The sequence below is a fragment of the Phormidesmis priestleyi ULC007 genome, assembly GCF_003003695.1.
In the GTDB taxonomy this organism is placed as follows: domain Bacteria; phylum Cyanobacteriota; class Cyanobacteriia; order Leptolyngbyales; family Leptolyngbyaceae; genus Phormidesmis_A; species Phormidesmis_A priestleyi_A.
Map to the genome: position 1 here is coordinate 70,941 of NZ_PVWG01000011.1, position 18,271 is coordinate 89,211.

Annotated in this window: 22 protein-coding genes; 14 read left to right on the plus strand and 8 right to left on the minus strand. The window is 47.2% G+C overall.

The window, feature by feature from the left end; translation table 11 throughout:
* The first annotated feature begins 7 nt into the window (after window positions 1-7).
* The 6 genes from C7B65_RS11990 to C7B65_RS12020 all read left to right on the plus strand — a co-directional run bounded on the left by C7B65_RS11990 (window position 8) and on the right by C7B65_RS12020 (window position 4,060).
* The gene (locus tag C7B65_RS11990; protein ID WP_073071359.1) at window positions 8-1,057 is read left to right on the plus strand and encodes a cysteine hydrolase family protein; all 1,050 of its coding nucleotides are present in this window, start codon (window positions 8-10) and stop codon (window positions 1,055-1,057) included.
* 335 nt (window positions 1,058-1,392) lie between these two features.
* Window positions 1,393-2,043, plus strand: a complete 651-nt coding sequence (locus tag C7B65_RS11995) for a hypothetical protein (protein ID WP_073071360.1) — start codon at window positions 1,393-1,395, stop codon at window positions 2,041-2,043.
* Window positions 2,044-2,424: 381 nt separating this feature from the next.
* Entirely contained in the window at window positions 2,425-2,667 is a 243-nt protein-coding gene (locus tag C7B65_RS12000; protein ID WP_073071362.1) for a hypothetical protein, read from the plus strand.
* A complete protein-coding gene (locus C7B65_RS12005) occupies window positions 2,664-3,074 on the plus strand; it encodes a putative toxin-antitoxin system toxin component, PIN family (RefSeq protein ID WP_073071364.1) in 411 nt (136 codons plus the stop codon). Before C7B65_RS12000 ends, C7B65_RS12005 begins: the two co-directional genes overlap by 4 nt.
* Before the next feature lie 280 nt (window positions 3,075-3,354).
* Window positions 3,355-3,648, plus strand: coding sequence for a hypothetical protein (locus C7B65_RS12015; RefSeq protein ID WP_073071537.1), 294 nt, complete (start codon window positions 3,355-3,357; stop codon window positions 3,646-3,648).
* Between the two features lie 10 nt (window positions 3,649-3,658).
* Complete coding sequence (locus C7B65_RS12020; protein WP_073071365.1) at window positions 3,659-4,060, plus strand: type II toxin-antitoxin system VapC family toxin; 402 nt, start codon at window positions 3,659-3,661, stop codon at window positions 4,058-4,060.
* A 27-nt stretch (window positions 4,061-4,087) separates the two neighbouring features.
* Here the strand turns inward: C7B65_RS12020 and C7B65_RS12025 are convergent, their stop codons facing one another.
* The 5 genes from C7B65_RS12025 to cruF all read right to left on the minus strand — a co-directional run bounded on the left by C7B65_RS12025 (window position 4,088) and on the right by cruF (window position 8,343).
* Window positions 4,088-4,699, minus strand: coding sequence for a Uma2 family endonuclease (locus C7B65_RS12025; protein ID WP_073071539.1), 612 nt, complete (start codon window positions 4,697-4,699; stop codon window positions 4,088-4,090).
* Between the two features lie 17 nt (window positions 4,700-4,716).
* Entirely contained in the window at window positions 4,717-5,547 is an 831-nt protein-coding gene (locus C7B65_RS12030; RefSeq protein WP_073071367.1) for a DNA-formamidopyrimidine glycosylase, read from the minus strand.
* A 99-nt stretch (window positions 5,548-5,646) separates the two neighbouring features.
* Complete coding sequence (locus C7B65_RS29465) at window positions 5,647-6,006, minus strand: photosystem I reaction center subunit IV (RefSeq protein WP_073071541.1); 360 nt, start codon at window positions 6,004-6,006, stop codon at window positions 5,647-5,649.
* Window positions 6,007-6,135: 129 nt separating this feature from the next.
* On the minus strand, window positions 6,136-7,374 hold the full coding sequence (cruG, locus tag C7B65_RS12040) for a 2'-O-glycosyltransferase CruG (RefSeq protein WP_244913199.1): 1,239 nt from the start codon (window positions 7,372-7,374) through the stop codon (window positions 6,136-6,138).
* Window positions 7,375-7,407: 33 nt separating this feature from the next.
* The gene (gene cruF, locus C7B65_RS12045) at window positions 7,408-8,343 is read right to left on the minus strand and encodes a gamma-carotene 1'-hydroxylase CruF (protein ID WP_073071369.1); all 936 of its coding nucleotides are present in this window, start codon (window positions 8,341-8,343) and stop codon (window positions 7,408-7,410) included.
* A gap of 73 nt (window positions 8,344-8,416) precedes the next feature.
* Between cruF and C7B65_RS29250 the strand changes: the two genes are divergently transcribed.
* The 5 genes from C7B65_RS29250 (at window position 8,417) to wecB (ending at window position 12,874) form a co-directional block, all read left to right on the plus strand.
* On the plus strand, window positions 8,417-8,542 hold the full coding sequence (locus C7B65_RS29250) for a hypothetical protein (RefSeq protein ID WP_262983536.1): 126 nt from the start codon (window positions 8,417-8,419) through the stop codon (window positions 8,540-8,542).
* A gap of 171 nt (window positions 8,543-8,713) precedes the next feature.
* On the plus strand, window positions 8,714-9,724 hold the full coding sequence (locus C7B65_RS12050; RefSeq protein WP_073071370.1) for a permease: 1,011 nt from the start codon (window positions 8,714-8,716) through the stop codon (window positions 9,722-9,724).
* A gap of 6 nt (window positions 9,725-9,730) precedes the next feature.
* The gene (locus C7B65_RS12055; protein WP_073071372.1) at window positions 9,731-10,492 is read left to right on the plus strand and encodes a TIGR03943 family putative permease subunit; all 762 of its coding nucleotides are present in this window, start codon (window positions 9,731-9,733) and stop codon (window positions 10,490-10,492) included.
* A gap of 568 nt (window positions 10,493-11,060) precedes the next feature.
* Entirely contained in the window at window positions 11,061-11,435 is a 375-nt protein-coding gene (locus C7B65_RS12060) for a hypothetical protein (RefSeq protein ID WP_073071374.1), read from the plus strand.
* A gap of 323 nt (window positions 11,436-11,758) precedes the next feature.
* Window positions 11,759-12,874 (plus strand): non-hydrolyzing UDP-N-acetylglucosamine 2-epimerase, encoded by a 1,116-nt coding sequence (gene wecB / locus C7B65_RS12065; RefSeq protein ID WP_073071375.1) that lies wholly within the window; start codon window positions 11,759-11,761, stop codon window positions 12,872-12,874.
* A 2-nt stretch (window positions 12,875-12,876) separates the two neighbouring features.
* On the opposite strand, the gene C7B65_RS12070 is transcribed toward wecB, so the two are convergent.
* Window positions 12,877-13,149 (minus strand): DUF7219 family protein, encoded by a 273-nt coding sequence (locus C7B65_RS12070; protein ID WP_073071377.1) that lies wholly within the window; start codon window positions 13,147-13,149, stop codon window positions 12,877-12,879.
* A gap of 183 nt (window positions 13,150-13,332) precedes the next feature.
* On the opposite strand from C7B65_RS12070, the gene C7B65_RS12075 reads away from it, so the two are divergent.
* The 3 genes from C7B65_RS12075 (at window position 13,333) to C7B65_RS12085 (ending at window position 15,371) form a co-directional block, all read left to right on the plus strand.
* On the plus strand, window positions 13,333-14,304 hold the full coding sequence (locus C7B65_RS12075; protein WP_073071379.1) for a glycosyltransferase family 2 protein: 972 nt from the start codon (window positions 13,333-13,335) through the stop codon (window positions 14,302-14,304).
* Complete coding sequence (locus tag C7B65_RS12080) at window positions 14,277-14,600, plus strand: hypothetical protein (protein ID WP_219898504.1); 324 nt, start codon at window positions 14,277-14,279, stop codon at window positions 14,598-14,600. Before C7B65_RS12075 ends, C7B65_RS12080 begins: the two co-directional genes overlap by 28 nt.
* 162 nt (window positions 14,601-14,762) lie before the next feature.
* On the plus strand, window positions 14,763-15,371 hold the full coding sequence (locus C7B65_RS12085; protein WP_073071382.1) for a 2OG-Fe(II) oxygenase family protein: 609 nt from the start codon (window positions 14,763-14,765) through the stop codon (window positions 15,369-15,371).
* Between the two features lie 23 nt (window positions 15,372-15,394).
* Here C7B65_RS12085 and C7B65_RS12090 read toward each other — a convergent pair whose 3' ends face one another.
* Window positions 15,395-17,155 (minus strand): phosphatidylglycerol lysyltransferase domain-containing protein, encoded by a 1,761-nt coding sequence (locus C7B65_RS12090; protein ID WP_223257364.1) that lies wholly within the window; start codon window positions 17,153-17,155, stop codon window positions 15,395-15,397.
* Window positions 17,152-18,201 carry an alpha/beta hydrolase gene (locus tag C7B65_RS12095; protein ID WP_073071384.1) on the minus strand — a complete coding sequence of 350 codons (1,050 nt, stop codon included), beginning with the start codon at window positions 18,199-18,201 and terminating at the stop codon, window positions 17,152-17,154. The genes C7B65_RS12090 and C7B65_RS12095 overlap by 4 nt, the downstream gene beginning before the upstream one ends.
* Between the last annotated feature and the right edge of the window lie 70 nt (window positions 18,202-18,271).

An 18,271-nucleotide genomic window follows, 5' to 3' on the forward strand; every position in this document is an offset into this window, starting at 1 on the left:
TCGCTCAATGAATACCCCAGTCAGTTCACAATTGCCAATTCCAGCTTGTTTTGATCGCGATCGTGTCGGCACTGTTTGGCGCGTTCCTTATCAACAGCGAGCCACCGAAGCCGAAGCTTGGGCAACCCAACAGGGCATTTGTCCCGCATCTGAAGATCAGGTGCGCGTTTGTCTCCTAGCGATCGACGTGCAAAATACGTTTTGCATTCCAGAGTTTGAGTTATTTGTGGGCGGTCGATCGGGACTGGGGGCGATCGAGGACAATCAGCGACTTTGCGAGTTTATCTACCGCAACTTGGGGCTGATTACCGAAATCGCGCCGACGATGGATACGCATACAGCAATGCAGATTTTTCATCCCATTTTTTGGGTGAATGAAGCGGGTGAACATCCAGTTCCGACTGCCACAATGATTCGGTTAGAAGATGTGCAGAACGGCGTGTGGAAGGTAAATCCAAAGGTTGCTTATAGCCTGATGAATGGAGATTATGAGACGCTGCAATCTCATGCGCTACACTACACTCAAAAACTGACTGAAAACGGTAAATATCCGCTGACGGTTTGGGCTTATCACTCCATGCTGGGGGGAATCGGTCATGCCCTGGTGTCTGCTGTTGAAGAGGCGATGTTTTTTCACTGCATTGCGCGTGGAAGTCAAACCAATTTTCAAATTAAAGGTGACAATCCTTTAACTGAGAACTACTCGGTTTTGCGTCCTGAAGTCATGGATGGGGTAGACGGATCGGCGATCGCGCAAAAGAACAGTCGATTAATTCAAAAACTGCTCGATTTTGATGCTGTGATCATCGCAGGTCAAGCAAAAAGTCACTGTGTTGCATGGACGATCGACGACCTGCTGACCGAAATTTTGGCTCAAGATCCCAGCTTGGCAAAGAAGGTTTATTTGCTAGAAGATTGCACGTCTCCGGTTGTGGTGCCGGGTGTAATTGACTTTACAGAACAGGCAGATGAAGCGTTTCAGCGATTTGCTGAGGCTGGGATGAATTTGATTCGATCGACGGATTTTGTGGGCGATCGTCTAGCAAATTTGAGTTAGGAAGTCACGCGAAAATGAAACCTCAGTTCATAAGTTGAATCCGCCGATTTCTAAAGTTGAAGCGGGTACTTAATTAATTTTTAACTCTCTAAGCGACTGAGCTTGAGTTTCAACCAGGATAACTGCGAATATTTGGGTATTGCGCGGCGAGAAAACCTTAACTTTGGGCGTTATTCAGTTTCTTAACGGCATAATTCTGGTAAAGGCGTATCATGGCGATTGGTAAGTGTCCAGGTAGAAACGAGAGTTAGCTCTCCAGTTTTTAGTGGGACAAAGTTTATAATTTTTCAATAAGTACAATAACCTCAAGTGCAAGATTAATTTGAGCTAGACATATGCAAGTAATAACGTGGGTCGAGTTATTTAAGTTTGTGGGCGGTGGAGCAGCGCTACTAGCTGTTGCTGCATGGCTTATTCGATCATTAACTCTGCAATTATTATCAAGGGATATAGAAAAATATAAATTCAATTTAAAGCGGGAGTCAGACAAGGAAATTGAGATATTGAAGTTCTCACTTGTTAAAGAAGTCGAAACGCTAAAATCATCTCTTAGTATGGAAGCTCTAACACACCAAATCAGGTTCTCTAAGCTACACGAGCGCAGAGCGAAATCTATTGAGGAACTTTACCACAAGGTCATACAGCTTGAAACTCTTGCTCTTAGATTGACGCTTGAGATGGATGATGATGATCATGAAGAACTACAAGTAAGAGCAGATGAATTTATCGATAAATTTCTAGAGACTAATTCTCTTTTGCAAGAGAACGCGATCTATTTTCCCAGCAAAATTATAGAAAAAATTGCGGGCTTTAATAATTTGATGTTTGACTTATCGCTCAATCTTCATTACCACTCAAAGTCAGAAAATGCTAAGGATTTTATTGATGCCTTTAAAAACAAGCAGAAAGCTTTTGAGACTCAGAATTCCGACATTAAAAGATTTGTTGAATCTGAATTTAGAGCACTTCTGGGAGTCATGGGCTAACAAGCCTACTGCACCGGAACGTTGTTTACTTTATGTTGTGTTTTAGAGTTCATCCGCGTCTGGCAAGTGGGAACGTTAGCACTCCAGTTACGGAGCGCGCGCTCAGACAGAAAGCAGAGTGAAGAGAGTATGGAGTCCGATCGACAATCGAAAGGGTCTGAGTAGACAACTGTTTCGACAGTTAATGCTGCCCAGACTTGGTGCTATGTTAGCCCGATCGTTAGCTTGCAGCCGTTAGAATCTGTTCAGCCGTGATTTGAAATTCTGGAAAGATGACAGAGAGAATCCGATCGTTATGCCGCTTCATTTCAAAGTTCAACAACAGCAGCCTTGATACGGACTAGGTTATTCTTTCGTATCATTTGTTACTCGGAGAGTGAGATGACAATCTACAAGGCATTTATCACAATTGAAGATCCAAATCAGGTTGTTTTGTCCAACCTACCCTTTCAAAAAGGGCAACGAGTAAGGGTCGTGCTTGTGGCTGAAGATGATGAAAGGGCTACTACAATTAGTCAAAAATTTCGCAATCTCTTCGAGAAAACGCAGTCTTTGCTTGGAGTTGGTGAGATTACAGAAGAAGAAATAGCAGCAGAGGTTAAAGCTTATCGCCGAGGAGAATGAAAGTAGTCATTGATACAAACATTCTTGTTTTTGCTGTTTTGAGAGATAGAGATCCTGAACTGGTGATTCAATTCGTTGTTAACCATCCAGAGTTTGAATGGGTTGCATCGCAACCTATATTGACCGAGTACAAGGAAGTCCTCAATAGACGCAAATTCCGATTGACTCAGGAAGTGAAGGATAACTGGTTCAACTTACTAGATGAGGCTCTCACGCTGATTGAGGTTGATACATCCGTTGATTTTCCCATTGATCCTGATGATGCAATGTTTCTAGCCTGTGCGATTACTGCTGATGCAGACTTTCTAATTACGGGTGATACAGATCTTTTTCAAGGGACGAACCTGTTGAACACTGCCGTTATTACAGTAGTTCGGTTCAAAGATTTATTTTGTGATGTTCTGTAATCGTGAATGCTGTCATTCAATGCATGGTCGTCTCTTTTGCTTTTCTGTCGATCGTCTCCCCATAATTGTGTTGCAGCCAACGAGCGATAATCTACTGACCGAAATTTTGGCTCAAGCTCCCAGCTCGGCAAAGAAAGTTTATTGGTAGAAGATTGTACGTCTCCGGTCGTGGTGCCAGGTGTGATGGACTTTACAGAGCAAGCAGATGCAGCATTTCAGCGATTTGCTATAGATTGAGAATATGCTGCATAGATTGCTGAAGTTTCTTGAGGCTTGCACTATGACTCCACAACTCGAAGCCGCGATCGTGGCTATCCAACCCCTCTCACCTACGGAGCGCCAACAACTGATCCAAATTCTTGTCCAGAGTATTCCACTCTCAAATTCCCAGAGTGACCTCGAAACACTCAATGCCCAATTCCGGCAAGGCATCACGCTTAGGCAATTACTTGCCACCCAAACTCCTAAGACTGTACATGACCCTAAAGATCTCGCCGCTGACTTTTGGTCTGAAGAAGACTCCATTGAGGACTTTCTTGACTTCCTGCGGCAACAGCGTCAAGCGTTAATTTAATCCAACTTCCATGAGTCTTCTTTTGATTGATACTGACATCGCTTCCTTCATTCTCAAGGGCAGCGACTATGCAGACCCTTATATTTCACTTTTGAGTGGTCATGAGTTAGCACTTTCCTTTATGACGGTTGCAGAGCTTTTTCAGTGGGCAATTTTACGTCAGTGGGGCGATCGTCGCCTTGCACAACTAGAGCAATATCTGTCGAATTACCTTGTCATTCCGAGCGATCAGCCCCTTTGTCGAGAATGGGCGAAGGTCTGTGCAGATCGACAAAGTATAGGACGACCCATTTCACCTCAAGATGCCTGGATTGCAGCAACGGCTCTACGCCATGACTTACCGTTAGTTACTCATAACATCAAAGATTTTCGAGAAATTCCTAAGCTACAGATGCTTACTCCTCTCCCCTGAGAAGGCACTTTTTTATTGACTCGATCGTTAGCTTGCCGCCGTTAGAATCTGTTCAGCCGTGATTTGAAGTTCTGGAAAGATGACAGAGAGAATGCGATCGCTTCCTCTAAATCGACTCACCTGATATTCACCATCAATCAAACCGTAAACTGAAACGGTCGGAACTTTGGGAGAACCAATATATCGAGTGGCTCCAAGTGCTTTGAAATCGACAATCCAATACTCAGCAATCCCAAATTCTTCGTAGTCAGTCAGTTTGTGTCCATAGTCATCTCGCCAATTTGTGCTGACAACTTCAACGACTAACTGGGCAGATTCTCTTCTCGTAATCGTTGAGGCTTTTTCCCAAAGTGGCTCGGCTGCTAACGCGGCTCGATCGAGCACAACGACATCAGGTTTATAGGCAGTGTTGGGAGTGTTGGGCTTGATAGTGCAAGTTCTGGGCAGAAAATAGGTTAACTGTTGGCGGCGAATCTCAAGATTCATCTCAGCCACCAAATAAGCAACTACTTCTTCATGACTACCCGTTGGATTCACTTCGACCATTTCTCCGTTAATCAGTTCATAAATTCCGCCATTGTCTGGATATTGTTCCAGAAAATCTTCAAAGGTCAGAGGTTTGGGAATCGCTTGAACCATCGAACTCTCCGCTTTTTCTAGCGTTGACAATTAGGACAGAAATGGGACGATCGTCCCGCTAATTTTAATCGCTGAATGATAGTCTCACACGTCCGGCAGGCTTCTCCATCACGGGCGTAAACCCAAGCAATGTTGCCATAGTTGCCATTTACACCCGACACGTCTCGAAAGTCGCTAAAGGTGGTGCCTCTGGCGTTGATACTATCTTGCAAAACGCGAACGACGCTTGATCGCAGCCGTTTAATCTTCGCTGGACTCAACTCTGCACACAGCGTCTCAGGACGAATGCCACTGAGAAAGAGAGCTTCATCGGCGTAAATATTGCCCACACCTGCCACCAACATCTGATCTAACAAAGCAGTTTTAATCGGACGGCGACGATTTTTAAGCTGTTGAACAAAATAGTCGTCTGAAAAGTCTGCCGAAAAGGGTTCGGGGCCAAGTTTTTGCAGCCCGGTGATGATGGTTTTAGGATCGCGATCGCGCGGCACCCACCACATTTGTCCAAATGTGCGCTGATCGACAAAACGCAACTCGCGATCGTCGCCAAAAAACAATCGAACTCGTGTGTGTTTATGAAGCGGTTCGGTTTGATCGAGCCACAAGAGTTGTCCTGTCATTCTTAAATGAACGCCTAGCCAGCCGTCACTCAACTCCGCCAGCAGATATTTTCCGTAGCGGTGCCATTGAGCGATCGCGGTGCCATCCAGTCCGGTTAAAAAGTCGATCGAGGAAGTTGGATAGGCAACGGTGCGATCGAGCAACACATCGCCGCCCCGAATCGGTTGATTTAAGGTGACTTGATTTAACCCCAATCGGACGGTTTCAACTTCAGGAAGTTCTGGCACAAAAAAACCTTAGACATTGAACAATGAATGCAACCGCGCACCCATCATTATTAGTCTAAGGTTTAACGATTAGAGTTTGCTGTTTAAGTGCCTAAAGCCCTAGCGAGCTTCGGTTCCTTGGTTAGCATCTCCTTCTACTACGGTGCTGCCACCTGGGATTTCGGGTGAGTCAGACTGCCTGCCTGAGACTCCGCTTCCGGTTTTGCGAGAGATCGGGTCGATCGGGGTTTGCTTTCCACCCGGCATGGTTGCCGAGGGCTTTTTACTGGGCGCTGCAACCTCAACCAACTCACTGGTTGCAAAGTTGTTGGTATTTACCCCAGAGTAAGCAACTTTTTCAAACCGGACGATCACAGGATATTTAATACCACTTTGATCGATGGAGGCGACGGTGCCCACATCTTGAAACCAATAGGATTCTTTGCGAAGAACGCGAACTTTAGAACCACGCTGAACCATGAGCATTCTTTCCTTTTTCTATCAAACTTGAACTCATAAAGCCTAGTGCCTCTCACTCTACTACGGAGTTGAAACGCTTCTCTCGAAAGACGAACGGGTTGAAACAATCTGCAACAATCTAGAGAAAAATTAATTCCCGTAAGTTCTGCCACGCCACTGAGTCGGGGTTTGAGTAGACGAGAGGAAAATTCGCAAAACGGCGATCGGGTCGGCGATCGGAGAGAGCCAAAACACCCAGGCAGATTTAGCTTGCGACCGATCATAAGATGCCGCGATCGCCCCATTCAACGCGATTCGCATCGCCACTAAAAAGCCATTCAATCCCAAAGCTGCGATCGCGGGAAGTGTAGTGTTTCCGCGCCCGACAAGCAGGGCTGAAAGCATCAACATCGGCAAAGGCAACCCCTGCACGCAGAGCAAAAGCCATAAATCGCCCCAGATTTGACCTGGCGATGCGGCATCTTTGAGATCCAGCGATCGTCCCCATTCTTTCCAGGTTTCTGCCATGCCTTCATACATTCGCACCTTGAGAATCTTGGCTCCATCCATAAAGCCGACTCTGGCACCTTGGGCGGCTGCAAATCGGGCCAGGGTGACATCATCACAAAACGATCCGCGAGCGCTCGTATAGCCGCCTAGCTGAACGAGGAGCGATCGGCGGCAAAAAAAGCATTGACCATTTGCCATCACCCGTTCAGGAGGGCTATTTTTTTCGCCCGCGGCTCCAAATCGGTAGACCAGCGTCATTAGCAAGGCAGGTTGCAGCCAAAGCTCTCCCGGCTGCTTGAGAATGAATTGCGGTGATAGCGAGATCAGATCGTAGTTTTCTGAATAAACTGTTTCGATCAAGCTAGCGACCAAACCGGGATGGGGTTGTGTATCGGCATCGATTCCTAAGATCCATTCGCTGTGATCGGAGCTTGCCAAAAATCCTGAATGCAACGCCCAAGGGCGGCCAACCCAACCTGACGGGAGCGGGTCATCATTCATTAGCCGAAACCGAGGATCGCGCTCTTGAGCGGTTTTAACCAGATCGGCGGTTCCGTCTTGAGAGTGACTATCGACCACGATGATTTCTCGAACTTCGTAGCTTTGCCGAGTTAGCCCTTCTAAGCAGGGTTTAATTCGCTCTGCCTCATTTAAGGTGGGTACGACAACACTAACCACCCCGAATGAGTCTGGAGCCGCCGATCGAGGTTCGAGGGGAGGGTGACGAGTCGGGCCTTTAAGCAACCGTGAAAGCAAAATCGCTACGGCTGGCAACTGCATCAGCAACACGCCTAGAAAGCCCACGTCTTGTTGATAAAACTCGTCTTGAGTGCTAACGAATCCTAAACTGTTCAGCCCTAATTGCAGCAAACTCGTCAATCTTCTAACCTTTTACGATGGGGGAACCGCGATTTACTTTTCAGAAACGCCAACCGGGACAGCCGGAGACTCATTTTCTAAGTCTCTAGCTTGTAAAACGGTTTTTAACTGAGCCACAGTTGCGGTGGGCTTGGCGATCCACCAAAGCACGATCGCCGGAACGACTCCTAACACTGCACTCAGCGCTGTAGGAATCCAAAATCGAGCATCTAACTGAGCCACGGTGATCACGGCTCCGAAGGCAAAGTTAATCAAATAAACTGCTAGAGGCACGGTAAGTTGGGCACGGCTGAGATTTAAAGGCGCTTTTCCCCAGAATAGAGATGCCACCGACATAAAGACTACGCCTGTGCCAAACCAGCCTGATAAGTTGCGGTAGGGCATCCCAAAAAAGGCACCTAGCTGCTTAAACTCCCAGAATGGGTAGGAAGTTTGACTCATGGCAGGGTCAAGGACAAAATCCCAAGCGGTGAGCATTAGAGAACCGACGGCGATCGCCCCAATCAGACGCGCCCAAACGGGTAACCTGACGCTTTCTAACCCGGCTCTCGCCAACACATAGCACGCCATTCCTAAATAAAACCACGATAGCGGAATGGTAAAGGGCACCAACCCCGCGATTTTATAGCCCAATCCACTCAAATAGCCATACTCACCAAAGGGAAACCCAGTACTGGTTCCCAAAAGTTCGCTGCCGAGCGAAAGCACGATCGCCGGAATCATAAACGTCAGCCAGCGCTGCAAACCCAGCACTCGGTAGGCGTAAGCTGCGATCGTCAGCGCCCCCAGCAAGATATAGACGACCCCACCGCCTGACATACTCAAACCGAAGGCCGACTGACCAAACGCTGGCAGTGCCAAAATAAAATCAGGGTTGGGCAGCACCAACAATAACCCTGCCAGCCCAAATGCCAATGCTACTGTGTGACCAGTTAGGCAGAAGCGCTCAATAGCGATCAGTTGCTTCATAAGGACTCCTCAGAAAATGTGGCACTTAAAATGCCTGCTATAAGTTTACAAATCTTTAATCAAAAACTCGCAATTGGTTACTGCTTTTCTCACATTTCTGGGAAAGAAGTTAAGCGGCGCGATCGTCAGAGAAGTTAGAGACGCATTCTGTCATGAAGCGATCGATAAAGTAAATCCGCTAGTGCTTTATCAAAGCTAGTAGGGACGTTTAATCGGATGCTCCTACAGATAGCAGCCCTTCAATTTAACCTTGATAGCTCAGTCTTTGCGGGGTCTGATTTCTGATCGCTTGATATTGCTGCTAAGATCCGCTAGATATTCCTCACTGTTGCCGTTTGGAATCATACTCCTCACACTGATTATTTGCTGAATGACTCAACTGAACAGTGCGTTCACCCTCTTTTTTAGTTTGTTGGTGGAGGCAATTCCCTTCCTATTGTTAGGGGTTTTGTTCTCTGGACTGCTGCAATTTTTTGTGGATGAGCGGCGGCTGCTGGCAATTTTGCCCAAAAATCCTTTACTAGGGGCGTTTGCCGGAAGCTGTATCGGTTTTTTGTTTCCGGTGTGCGAATGTGGAAATGTGCCCGTTGCGCGACGGATGCTGATGCAAGGGGCACCAATTTCGGTGGCGATCGGGTTTCTTCTTGCCGCTCCGACGATTAACCCGATCGTGATTTGGGCAACCTGGACAGCCTTTCGAGACCAGCCAGAAATTGTGTTTTTGCGAGTGGGCTTTTCGCTGGCGATCGCGACGATTATTGGCTTTATTTTCAGCGCCCAAGCTGATTTGCGCCCTTTCCTTCAGTCTGGAGTCGCTTCGGCTCTGACCCTGAAACAAAGTCAACCTTCTGACTTAAATCAGTCTCCGCTGCTGCAATCGGGCACTTATTTTTTGGGGCAATCGGCTAAACCATTAATTACCGATCCGTCTGAACTGCAAGCGGCAATGATGGCATCGGTGTCTAAGCCCAAGAGCTTTCGTCTCAGACTACTGTTAGAAAACACGGTGCAAGAGATGCGCGAACTGGGAGGGGTGCTGATTTTAGGCAGTGCGATCGCCGCTCTGGTGCAAGTCTTTGTGCCTCGCGATATCATTCTCAGCTTGGGTCAAAGTCCGGTCACGTCGATTTTGGCAATGATGCTGTTGGCAGGGGTTGTCTCGATTTGTTCAACCGTAGATTCGTTTTTTGCGCTCTCGTTTGCCTCGACTTTTACAAGCGGCTCTCTCGTCGCATTTTTGGTGTTTGGCCCGATGATTGACCTCAAAGGCGTGGGTCTGATGCTATCGATCTTCAAGCCGAGAGCCATTTTCTATCTGTTTGCTTTGGCGGCTCAGTTGACTTTTGCGTTGACGCTATTTCTCAATTTATATATCAGTTGATTAGCCATGACTCGTAACGTTATTCGATCGCTTTTGCCCTGGCTTGACGTGGTAGCGATCGCCGCTTGGGGCGTTTTGCTGCTGAACTATTGGCTGTCTGAGAAGCTCTTTTTGCTGATTCACCCTAACTATATTGGGTTGACGGTGGCAGCAGGCGTTTTGCTGCTGATCGTGAGTGGGTTAAAAGGGCTACTTTTGCTGCGATCGAGTCGAAGCCGTCAAACTTTTGCACCGATGCAGCACATGACGCTGTTTCCGCCAGGGTTTGGGAGTTTGCTGATGTTAGCAGTCGCGATCGCGGGGTTGTTAATTACGCCGCGTGCGTTTGCGAGTCAGACCGCGCTCGATCGCGGAGTCACTGACACCATCACGCTGACGCGGGTGAAACCGCAATCGTTTCGGGCTTCGACTCGGACCGAAGATAAAACCATGATTGATTGGATTCGCACCCTTCAGGTCTACCCCGAACCAGATGCTTACACGGGGCAAAAGGTAAAAGTTCAGGGATTTGTGGTCTACCCGCCCAAGTTGTCAGAGCAATATTTGTTGCTGACTCGGTTTGTGATTACGTGCTGCGCGGCGGATGCTTACCCCGTGAGTTTGCCAGTGAAATTGACGACGGGCGATCGTAAGTCTTATCTGCCAGACAGTTGGCTAGAAATTGAAGGGCAAATGCTGACTGAAACCTTGGATGGCAAACGTCAATTAACCATTCAAGCAAAGACTTTAAAGACAATTCCAGAGCCGAAGAACCCTTATAACTACTAAGAATTGCAAATTAAATTCTGTAGGGCATTGCAGATGCAACTTAAGGTAGAGGCACCTTTGATTTAAAGGGTTAGAGATTGTCGCGATCGAGCTTTCAAGATTTCTTCTTCAAGCATCGCAAACTAACTTGAATCGATTGAAAGATAACTTAACCGATCGCGCCTTCAATTTCAGCCTTCTAATCACTAAACTCCTTAGTCAGCCTTGATTTTGAATTCTGAGAAGTTGGGGAAAACAGATTAAGATTAATTAAATTCTTGTAGAAATGTGAAGGATTTCAGCATTGTCTTAATAGTTATAGGCTGAGTTTTGATTGCTAAAAAAAAGCTGAAAAAGCTTCTATGCATAGGATAGAGGCTTTTCTATAGAGTAATGAAAGAAGAGAGCATTCAGCTTCGATAGAATCTCTTAAGATTAGAAATCAGGAGCCAAAAATGTAAACTTTAATGAAGATGCATTCACTCCTCCGATTGCTTTCTCTATACTAAATTTCACGCAGCGATTCGCGGGGATCGCTATAAAGTTTTTCAAAACTATCAATAAACCCTTAACTCTGGGAGAGAGAATCATGGCACTGGTTCAAAGTCAGCCTTTTAAGAACCTCTATTTCGTAGTCGCCCTCAAAAGCTTTTTGATCTGGACTTTTACTCTCACAGTTTGCATGATTGTGGTTGGTTTTCCAGCACTTGTTTTAGTGGTTTCGGTTGGCGCTTTAGTGGCAGTTACATTACATGCCATCATGCCATTTAGTGCCGTTTTATTGATCGCAGTTGGGCTAATTGGCATTCATGCGATCGGCATTATGCTGGCTGCTGCATTCATGACTGCTAATGGAATCCACCCCCAAGAGGTTGAGTGGTTGCGATGGCTCAATGGTCAAGCAGACCCCTTACATACATCAGTTTATGCGGCTTGCCCACTCACTTGTGAAATCGATCCTTAGACTTAAAATCAGCAGACTAAAAACGCAAAACGTCTGCTTTTTTATAAGCGCACTTTGAAAGTTTCTTGAGTCATCGGTGAAACAGTCCTACCTAACCAGCTTCGGCTGGTTTTTTTGTGAATTAATTTAATTTATTTGTTGAGTTTGGGATTCACTCAACTTTCAAAAAATGCTAAATAGCAACTACGATAAGGAAGATATTTTCCTGATAGCGCAATTGGTGAACGATCCGACTGGTTGAGACAAGTTTCAGAAAGCTTGAATAGCACGGCTTATGGCTTAATTAGAAGCTGGTTTCTCTGTTCTATGACTCAAAAAATCTTATGCTGAAGTTTCCTATTCCCATTTGCATTATCGTCGGCACTCGCCCCGAAGCGATTAAAATGGCTCCGGTGATTCAGGCGTTTCAACGATCGTCACTGTTTGACACTCAAGTTGTTTTGACAGGTCAGCATCGCGAAATGGTGGATCAGGTGATGCACTTGTTTGACCTCACGCCCAATCACGATCTGGCAATCATGCAGCCCAAGCAAACCTTGACCGATATCACCTGCTGGGCAATGCGGGGTTTAGAAGAATTGTTTCAAAAAATTCAGCCTAAGATAGTGCTGGTGCAGGGAGACACGACCACCGCATTGGCAGCCGCGATCGCAGCTTTTTATCAAAAGATTCCCGTTGGGCACGTCGAAGCAGGTTTGCGAACCGAAGATCTCTTTAACCCCTATCCTGAAGAAGCTAATCGGCGGCTGATCTCGCAGGTGACTCAGCTTCACTTTGCGCCTACCTCGGTTTCGGTGGAGCATTTGCAGCGATCGGGTGTTTTGGGCGAAATCCATCAAACGGGCAACACGGTGATTGATGCCTTGCTCAAAGTGGCAGAACGTCAGCCCACCTGCGAGATTCCAGGGCTTGATTGGAGTCAACATCGCACAATTTTGGCGACGGTGCATCGCCGAGAAAACTGGGGCGAACCGCTCGAAGACATTGCTCAAGGTTTTCTAGAGGTGTTGACTAAATTTGAAGACACCGCGCTGCTGTTGCCTTTGCACCGAAATCCTACTGTGCGTGACCCATTAACTGCCATTTTAGGGAGCCATCCGCGAGTTTTTCTCACAGAGCCGCTCGACTACACAGAATTAGTAGGCGCGATGCAGCGCTGTTATTTGCTGATGACCGATTCAGGCGGCATTCAAGAAGAAGCGCCAAGCTTGGGCAAACCTGTTCTCGTGCTGCGCGAAACCACCGAGCGCCCCGAAGCCGTCACAGCCGGAACCGCCAAACTCGTCGGCACTGACCCCGCCAACATTCTCAAAGAAGCCTCAAACCTGTTGAGCAACCCAGCCGCCTATCAGGCGATGGCAAACGCGATCAGCCCATTTGGTGATGGCTATGCTGCCGATCGCATCGTGCAGCTTGTCGAAGATTATCTGCAAAAGTGATCTTAGAGGTCTGGTAAGTCTGGCGGCTCGGCTTTGGATGCATCAAGCAGTTCCTTTTTCGAGTCTCTAAGTTGCCGCCAGAGCTGTTTGATTTCTTTGTATGCCTCTCCGGGCGGAATTTTGCCTCCCGTCTCCAGCCCACAAAGCAGCGACACGCGTTGAGCGAATTCTTGCAAGTTGGCATTAAAGGCTAGATGCTCTGGTGTAAACTCGCCCCGATAACGTCCGATCGGGTAAAGGAACCCTTCTTTACTTTTGTCTGTGTTGTCTGCCACAAGCTTTCCTGAGTAAACGAGGTAGATCAGAAACCCAACAAGTCGAATTGCTAGAACGACTCCCTTATCATTCCTATCTTAAATTTACTGGTTTGAAAAGAGAGTGCAGAGAGATTGGCAAGTTATTTTAGCTAAATAATGGTCACACTAATGATTGTGTCCATTATTTAGCCTGACTCAGTTATGCGATCGGATCAAGCTGAGAAGCGATTTTTGCCAAAGATTTCGGTGATTGTGCCCATCTATAACGGAGAAGCAGACCTACCGGGTTTACTTCACTGTTTAAGGGCGCAGACCTATTCGAGTGATCTCGTGAGTTATTGCCTGGTGGATAATGGCAGCCACGATCGCACCTCTGAGATCCTTAAATCTGCCAGTCAAGACGCTCAAAATTTCGTGGTTTTAAGCGAATCTCAGATTCAAAGTTCTTACGCGGCTCGAAATCTGGGCATTCGATCGACGACTGGAGAAATTTTAGTGTTTACCGATGCCGACTGTCGCCCAGAGCCAAACTGGTTAGAAAATTTGATTCAGCCGTTTGAGGATCTTACCGTAGGGTTGGTTGCAGGAGAAATCAAGGCGCTTTTAGGCAACACAATTTTAGAGCAACACGCCGATCGTCAAGAAACTCTTTCGCAAAAGCACACGTTAGCGCATCCGTTTTGCGCTTATGGTCAGACCGCAAATTTGGCAGTTCGCGATCAGGTGTTTGAGCAAGTGGGGTTGTTTCGTCCCTATTTAACGACGGGCGGCGACGCAGATTTCTGCTGGCGCGCTCTAAGCCAAACACCTTGGCAGATCAGGTTTGCAGAACGGGCGATCGTGCGGCATCGTCACCGCTCTACGCTGGCAGCGCTCCGCAGTCAATGGCGCAGATATGGGCGATCGAACCGCTATCTTCACGAGTTGCATGGAGTAGATCTGATGCGCGACTTCAGCTTGCAGGACTATGGTTATCGTCTGACACGCTGGTTGTTTAAAGAATTGCCGATCGCCGCCATTCATGGGCTACAACAGAAAGCAACCCTGGCAGATCTATTCAGCACCCCGATCGGACTAATTTGTGCCCATGCCCGCACAACTGGACAGCGACACGCCCACCTACCCGATCAAGCCAGACAGATTGAGTGGCTTCACGAGCCAAAAAATTCCTAGAACCCGGTTCATTCTTAACTCAAATTTTAGATATGGTATTCACGCTGCTGACCCTTGGTGCGATCGTTCTCGCTGGTTTAATCATTTATTGGATTTTGCAACCCTCAAATCGCGATCGTCGATCGTCTTCGCGTAGAACAAGCCGACCGCCTAAGCGAGTTATATCACTGCTGAATGGCGACACGGCAACCGCACAGCGATTATTTGAAACCGCACGTTCAAGAAATCCGGGTGAATCTGATCAGTGGTGTTGGGAGAAAGTGCTGTGGGATCTAGAGCGCGATCGTCGCTGGTAAGATCAAAATTCGGCGTTGCAGAATGAGATGAAATGGCTGTAGGAGTAGCGCCCCCGTGCCTACCCCTGACAGAGGGCAACCACGGGGAGATTGCCCCTACCAAATCATCTCTTTATTCCGCAATGCCTAAAACTCTATTGAAATAAAGATTGGTTCACGTCCTTGAGCTACTATCGTCAGAAAAACAACGCTTTCGCAGCATCCTATCTTGATGACTTGCGCGGAGGAATTTTGGCTTGCCCTTATTTTGCGGTCAATAACCTCAATCGTGATTTTGTGGACACCAAAGGATTCTCAGTGGTGTTTCAGCGATCGGGACTCGAAACCGTTGCCCAAAAATTTCCCTTCTTCAAACCTTATTTAGACCTCGCGCTTGAGTCTACTTGCAATGCGTTTTATCTAAATCCCTTGTTGCTGCGTGAAGGATCTCGTGTAGACCCACATGTCGATCGCTCGTTGCGATCTTATTGCAAAACGATCAATCCTCCCGATGGTGTTAGCGTTCTCTATGTACAGGTGCCGTTTGCGCTGCAAGGCGGAGAACTGGTTTTACGAGATCACAAGCGTCAAGTCGGGCAAGTCAAACCGCAAGAGAATTTGTTGATTCATTTTCAAGGCGACTTGATTCACTCGGTGAATGCTGTAAAGGTTCCGGGAGCGCGACTGAGTTTAGTTTGTGAACAATACAATTTAGATGAATCGGAACTGCGAGAGATTCCAGAATTTACGATCGAATCGAGAGTGGTGAGCGCCAAGCGATCGCATCGCTGATTGGGTTTTAGAGAGATTGTAGATTAACGATCTAAGAATGCAGCGAGAGCCTGCTTTACATACTCAAGCTGTAAGTATTCAAATAAGCGATCGCCCGAATCGGCTCTGACTAACCCTAAAATCACGTCAGGTAAGACGGTTAGACTGGGAAAAACCAGGTAGCGCGGCTCCCATCGTGGCTGAAACTTCTCTTTAAATTGGTGCAGCCCTTTAAAGTTGTAGAACTGGTTGAGGTGATTGAATAAGTAGTTTAAGGCTTTTTCAACTCTGCGGGCACCCGGTTTTGCGCCAACACCTGCTAGGGGTGAAAGACTGAGATTAAAGCTGTCATATTCTGCCTCTTTAAAGTGCTGAAACATCGAGACAAACAAAAAATCCATCGTGCCTTTTTCGGCATCTAATCGGTGACGCATTAAATCGATCGTGACTTCGCGGCGGTTATAGCCAGATAACAAGTTTGCAAAAGCGACGACTTGATTGTTAGCATCGCAGACGACAGCGATCGAGCAATCTTGCAAATAGTCTTCATCAAACCAGCCGATCGAAAACTGTTTTTCTGACCCCTGCTTATCTTTTAGCCATTCGTCGCTAACGGGTTTTAACTGCTGAAACAGTTCTGGCTGAATTGGCGATTCATAAAGCTTGAACTGATAACCTGCTTTTGCAGATCGATTCAGCGCAGTGCGGAGATTTTGCGCTGCTTTTCCTTTGAGCGTAAAAGTGGTCAAATCCACGATCGCTTCTTCACCAATTTGAATCTGCTGAAATCCTAATTTAGAGTAGCGATCTAACTGCTCGGTTGAGGTTTCATAAAAAGCCGGAAACCAGTCGTTACGATCGCAAAATTGACTGAATGTGAGAATGGCTTCGACCCGATCTTGAGGCGGGCCGATGGGATCACCCAAAGCGATCGCGGCTCGACCTTTAGCAACATAAGCAATCACACTCTGCCCCGATGGGCTGAAATAGTAGCTTTTATCTTTTAGCAATGACAATCGGGCTAGCGAAGTTTGCCCATGTTGGTCAATGATGTCTCTAGCTCGTCTACGATCGCCAACAGTTGCAGGATCGCCACGCAGCAACACAGGACGCAACAGCATGAACAATGCATAAACTAATGTTGCTGCTCCGACCATGTAAATAGAGTTAATGAAAAAGGCACTATATCGAGTCGTGGGTTCTAGCCCTGCGTTATCTTCAGTAAAAAATATGGCTAACGTTTGCTCGATCGAGGCAAACAATCCAAAATTAGCGGGTTCGCCATTGACCGTAAAGCGTCCGTCGAGCACATAAAAACCAGCCGTCCCGTAAGCGAGGGTGAACAACAACGCCCCGATCAGAACGCGAACACCTTGATAAATAGACGGACGATCGGAGCGAGCCGTAAACGTCTTTCGCATCACGATTAGCTGGATCAGAGGTACGATCGCGAGCAAGCTTTCTTCATAGTCAAGCCCTTTGACCAGATGGCTGGCGATCGAGATGCCTAACAAAGTCACCGTCAGCAGCCAAGCAATATGCTTACGTCGCAAGAGATTGGCTGCCAGCGTCAGCAGCAAAAAGCCCGTTAACGCTGCAAAGACGTGCCCCCCGGCTCGAATTGGAAACGGAAAAACAGGCATCAGCCATCTGACTCGTTCGGGTAAGCTTGGCGACACCGCAGATAATAGGTTGACTAAGCCGACTAAGCCCGTCCAGATCGAAACCGTCCATAGCCCGATGCGAGTTCGATATTTCAGCCCGATCGACAGCGGCTGCATTTTGTGCCGACCTTGTGCGCTCATGGCTGTGATGCTCCCGGAGATGCAGGCAAAGGTTCTGCTAAGGTCTTAGCCTTTTCTGGCTGACTAATTTCCCGGTTTTCTGGCGTTCCCATTTCTGTTTTTTCTGAGGAAGTGGTATCAGAAGTTGGTTTGGGAAGGGAGGCTCTAAATTGTTTTCCTACAAAGCTCAACGAGGTTGCTAAATGTTTATGCCAATAATTCCAACCGACATTCTTGCCGACGATTCCGTGTCCTCCTGGAAACGCATTGAACTCGTTGAGAATTTTCAATTGATTAAGGGTTTGGTGAAACTGCTGAGTCGCTTGCAGATATTTAGTATCTTCTTTTCCTGCATCTAAGTAGACCCGCAATTGAGGTCGAATCTCTAAGGGAATTTGCTGAACAAAGAATTGAGGACTATTGTCTGCGCCACTACTGTCTTTGAAATAGCCAGTATGACTAAACAAAATATGAAACTGATTGAGGTAGTGCAATCCAATATTCAATGCACCCCAACCGCCGGACGATAGCCCCCCGATCGCCCAAAACTGTGGCTCATTGCGCGATCGATAGTGAGTTTTAACTTCGTTGACCAAATCTGAGCCGATCAGGGTGGCAACTTTGCCGTTGGCTCCGTCGTAGTATTGGGGGTCCCAAAAGGGGCTGCTGCCTCGATTATCGCTGCCGTCTGGAGTGATGACGATCGAGGGAGGAAGCTTACGATCGCGATAAAGATCGTGCAGAACTGAGGTGAGGGCAGCTTTGTCTTCAAAGTCTCGCTCGGTGCCGTGCCCTCCGTGCAGCAACACAATCACGGGGTAGCGCTGATTAGGATTTTTCTCATAACCGGGCGGTAGCACGACTCCATATCGCCGTTCGGTGCCCATGGCTTCGCTATTAAACGTCCGAACTCTAAAAACAAGCCCTGTTTCTGGTTCGGCTTGAGGCGCATCGATTTGAGGAGCACCTTCTACAAAAACATACCAATAGCCTGCGGCGGCTAGAGCCGTTAGACCCAGTACACTGACGATGATCAGGTTGCGATAGAGGTTTTTAGAGCGCTTCATGCAGAAAGAGAAATAGCAGAACGATTTAACCCATTTAGGATAAACGCAGTTTGCAAAAAATCTCAATCAA

What these genes read in the sequence shown, in the direction of transcription:
- C7B65_RS12005 (WP_073071364.1), top strand. Translation starts at nt 2,664, where the DNA reads ATGAAAGTAGTCATTGATACAAACATTCTTGTTTTTGCTGTTTTGAGA.
- cruF (WP_073071369.1), bottom strand. Translation starts at nt 8,343, where the DNA reads ATGAAGCAACTGATCGCTATTGAGCGCTTCTGCCTAACTGGTCACACA.
- C7B65_RS12095 (WP_073071384.1), bottom strand. Translation starts at nt 18,201, where the DNA reads ATGAAGCGCTCTAAAAACCTCTATCGCAACCTGATCATCGTCAGTGTA.
- C7B65_RS12050 (WP_073071370.1), top strand. Translation starts at nt 8,714, where the DNA reads ATGACTCAACTGAACAGTGCGTTCACCCTCTTTTTTAGTTTGTTGGTG.
- C7B65_RS11995 (WP_073071360.1), top strand. Translation starts at nt 1,393, where the DNA reads ATGCAAGTAATAACGTGGGTCGAGTTATTTAAGTTTGTGGGCGGTGGA.
- C7B65_RS12020 (WP_073071365.1), top strand. Translation starts at nt 3,659, where the DNA reads ATGAGTCTTCTTTTGATTGATACTGACATCGCTTCCTTCATTCTCAAG.
- C7B65_RS29465 (WP_073071541.1), bottom strand. Translation starts at nt 6,006, where the DNA reads ATGGTTCAGCGTGGTTCTAAAGTTCGCGTTCTTCGCAAAGAATCCTAT.
- C7B65_RS12055 (WP_073071372.1), top strand. Translation starts at nt 9,731, where the DNA reads ATGACTCGTAACGTTATTCGATCGCTTTTGCCCTGGCTTGACGTGGTA.
- C7B65_RS12060 (WP_073071374.1), top strand. Translation starts at nt 11,061, where the DNA reads ATGGCACTGGTTCAAAGTCAGCCTTTTAAGAACCTCTATTTCGTAGTC.
- C7B65_RS12090 (WP_223257364.1), bottom strand. Translation starts at nt 17,155, where the DNA reads ATGAGCGCACAAGGTCGGCACAAAATGCAGCCGCTGTCGATCGGGCTG.
- C7B65_RS12015 (WP_073071537.1), top strand. Translation starts at nt 3,355, where the DNA reads ATGACTCCACAACTCGAAGCCGCGATCGTGGCTATCCAACCCCTCTCA.
- wecB (WP_073071375.1), top strand. Translation starts at nt 11,759, where the DNA reads ATGCTGAAGTTTCCTATTCCCATTTGCATTATCGTCGGCACTCGCCCC.
- C7B65_RS11990 (WP_073071359.1), top strand. Translation starts at nt 8, where the DNA reads ATGAATACCCCAGTCAGTTCACAATTGCCAATTCCAGCTTGTTTTGAT.
- C7B65_RS12075 (WP_073071379.1), top strand. Translation starts at nt 13,333, where the DNA reads ATGCGATCGGATCAAGCTGAGAAGCGATTTTTGCCAAAGATTTCGGTG.
- C7B65_RS12000 (WP_073071362.1), top strand. Translation starts at nt 2,425, where the DNA reads ATGACAATCTACAAGGCATTTATCACAATTGAAGATCCAAATCAGGTT.
- C7B65_RS12025 (WP_073071539.1), bottom strand. Translation starts at nt 4,699, where the DNA reads ATGGTTCAAGCGATTCCCAAACCTCTGACCTTTGAAGATTTTCTGGAA.